Below are 2,796 nucleotides of genomic sequence, written 5' to 3'. Positions count from 1 at the left end.
TTCGATTCGCAAGCAGTCAATGAAATCAAGATTATTAATGTCAGCAGGATTTTTTTCATAATTGTAGGCAACGGTCTCGTATAACCGTCAGTTACGGGTTAAATCAGCGTTTATTTTCGGTTTGACACCGACGTTAGCAATTCCGAGTGGATTCGGACGTAGTCGAATCCGCCGTAATTGCGGTTATACATTGTTGTGGTTGGTTTTTTTATTTTTTCAGATACCAAGATTTGTCTTTTAATTCGGTTAATTCAGTTGCAGGAATTCCGTTCAATTCAGTCATTTTTACACAAATTTTTTCAAAATCCGCATTTTCGGAAAATGCCATATCCATTATATGGTCAGTTTCTCCAAATCCTCCAGCGCCAATTAATATTTTATCGGATTTTCTAAATTCTTTACTTATCTCTGTTATTATTTTATATAGTTCATTTGAAATATTTTTATCAGTCATATAAAGACTTGAGAACCTCTCAATACAGCCAATATGAATTACTTTTCCATAAACGTCTATATTGAAACTGTCTCCTTCTCCAGTAATATATTCAGGATTTCCATTTTCAGATGGAATTAAACTAATCCACCAATTCCCATTCGAATTTTTAGTAAAAGTTCCATGTTTTTCTAATTGTGAATACTCGGGTTTTAATCGGTCGTAAACACTTTTTAGTTTTGACTTTATTTCCTCGACAGAGTAATTTTTTTCTTTCGGAATTATACAGTCAATATGTGTTCCCATAATTTTTTCAAAATTAACCACAACGGTCTCGTATAACCGTCAGTTACGGGATTAAAGATAATGTTTTTCGGTTAAGCACTGACGTTAGCAATTCCGAGTGGATTCGGACGTAGTCGAATCCGCCGTAATTGCGGTTATACATTGTTGTGCGTTCGGCTTTTTTCATTTTTATTGCTCAATTCGCATTATTCCTCTTTTTTCATAGTCAATTGACCATTGGACTTGCCAAGTTCTACCATCAATTTGGTCAAGAAGAATAAACGTCCAAGTATTTTGAGTCGGATAAAGTGTAAATCTATTGTCTATTTCGTTGTCAATTTCAACCAAAGGTGTCATACTTAAATATGATTCAAATCTTTTGTTTTCACTCATAGAGTATTGTACTTGCCACATTTTTCCATTTCGAGTGTTTAGTTTTATAAAAGTCCACATATTATCGGTTGGAAAAAGGCGATAGGTAAAAGGTGCAATTTCTTTTTCAGTTTTTTGGTTGTCGATAATTTCATCCTTTTCAGACAAAGTTTGTCCAAAGGAATTCATTGTCACTAATACAATAAATGCAGTTAAGAAAATCTTGTTCATATCGAATGGTTTATTTTTAGATTTTTCTACATATCGTTGGTTTGGTCAGCTGACGCACAACGTGTTTGGCTATGATATGTTGCGGAAAAATCCGCAGGATTCTTTCCGCCGTAGCCGAAAGATAGCAAATTGCAATGAAATTCCGATAGGAATTTCAGCCGCAATGGATTATAGCCGTTGTTGTGTGTAGTTTTTTATAGATTTTCCTTACTTTTTTTTCCGACAATCCATAATTACTTGAAGAAATACAAACAAAACCTTTATCGTCTTGCAAATTGAAATATGTGAACCACTCATTTTTTAATTCAGATATTTCTAATTTCTCAAGGTTTAATTCAGTCCGTAAATTCTTTTGAAACACTCTTAATTGATTAACTATTAATAGGTTGTTTTCTGAATCTATATAGAGACTAATTAAATGTTTTCGGATTATTAGTATTAGTGTCCTGACTAAAAAAACGATTTCAAAAATTATTGTAGTTTCAATTATATCGTTCAACTCAGGTTTTGACCAAGTCACTAGATTTATCCATAAACTCCAAATAATAGCGCCTATTATGTAAGCGAAAAAACTCCATATCAGGCTCGAATATTTGAAAGTCTTTTTATTTAAGTAAAGTTTTTTCATAATTAGACACAACGGTCTTGTGTATGGCTCGTTGCGGAAAATCAGCTATGATTTTCCGCCGTGACCGAAAGATAGCGAATAAGATTGAATTTCCTCGCGGAAATTCAGCCGCAATGAGCTATACACGTTGTTGCAAGTAGTTATTTTTTGTTTCCAAATATGTTTGTCAATTTATCATAATCCACCGAAGAATCTGTAATTCTTAAATAACTGTATTCTTGCATTCGGTAAGCCATAACTTTTCTGTTTTTTTCAATCCAATAGTATGTAAATGGTCCACTTTCTTTCGTTTGTGACAGAATTGAGTAAACTTTCAAATTCTCATTTCCATATTTTTGTCTCAAATATTCAAGCAGTTTTTTAAATCCAAGTTCAATATTATTTTCGTCAGTCAAAAACACTAATTCTAATTCATAAAGTTTGTCTTTGTGAAAATCAGTTCGGATAATCGTTGGGATTTTAAAGTCAGCGTTTAATTCCCAGTTTATTCCATAATTCTCAAACTCATTCGTATCTCCGTTTACAGATTCAAAGTCAGATTTTTGTTTTAGAATTGAGTCAACTGCTTCAGTCGATTGTCCAAATTTTAAATCTAAAATGTTCATTTCAGAAATAGTTCCTTTAGATTTTTCCGACTCCGTTATTTTATTCAACTCCGCTTTGTCGCGTTCAATTAGCTGTTCTAAATTTAATTCAGATTTTGATTGACTTTTACAGCTTATTGAAGTCAAAATTATTAATGTCAGCAGTATGTTTTTCATAATTACTTGCAACGGTTTTGGCTATGATTTCGTTACGGAATGGCACGTGAGTGTCATTCCGACGTTGACCGAAAGATAGCAAAAAT

At 32.8% G+C, this 2,796-nt stretch carries 3 protein-coding genes; all 3 read right to left on the bottom strand.

What is annotated here, in order from left to right; all coding sequences use genetic code 11:
- Positions 1-208: 208 nt before the first annotated feature.
- Positions 209-739 carry a hypothetical protein gene (locus P7122_RS15760; RefSeq protein WP_278006762.1) on the bottom strand — a complete coding sequence of 177 codons (531 nt, stop codon included), beginning with the start codon at positions 737-739 and terminating at the stop codon, positions 209-211.
- A 168-nt stretch (positions 740-907) separates the two neighbouring features.
- Positions 908-1,321 carry a hypothetical protein gene (locus P7122_RS15755; RefSeq protein ID WP_278006761.1) on the bottom strand — a complete coding sequence of 138 codons (414 nt, stop codon included), beginning with the start codon at positions 1,319-1,321 and terminating at the stop codon, positions 908-910.
- Between the two features lie 768 nt (positions 1,322-2,089).
- The gene (locus P7122_RS15750) at positions 2,090-2,710 is read right to left on the bottom strand and encodes a hypothetical protein (protein ID WP_278006760.1); all 621 of its coding nucleotides are present in this window, start codon (positions 2,708-2,710) and stop codon (positions 2,090-2,092) included.
- Positions 2,711-2,796 lie beyond the last annotated feature (86 nt).

It is taken from the genome of Winogradskyella marincola, from assembly GCF_029624125.1.
Taxonomy (GTDB): domain Bacteria; phylum Bacteroidota; class Bacteroidia; order Flavobacteriales; family Flavobacteriaceae; genus Winogradskyella; species Winogradskyella marincola.
This window is presented reverse-complemented; position numbering and strand designations above follow the sequence as displayed.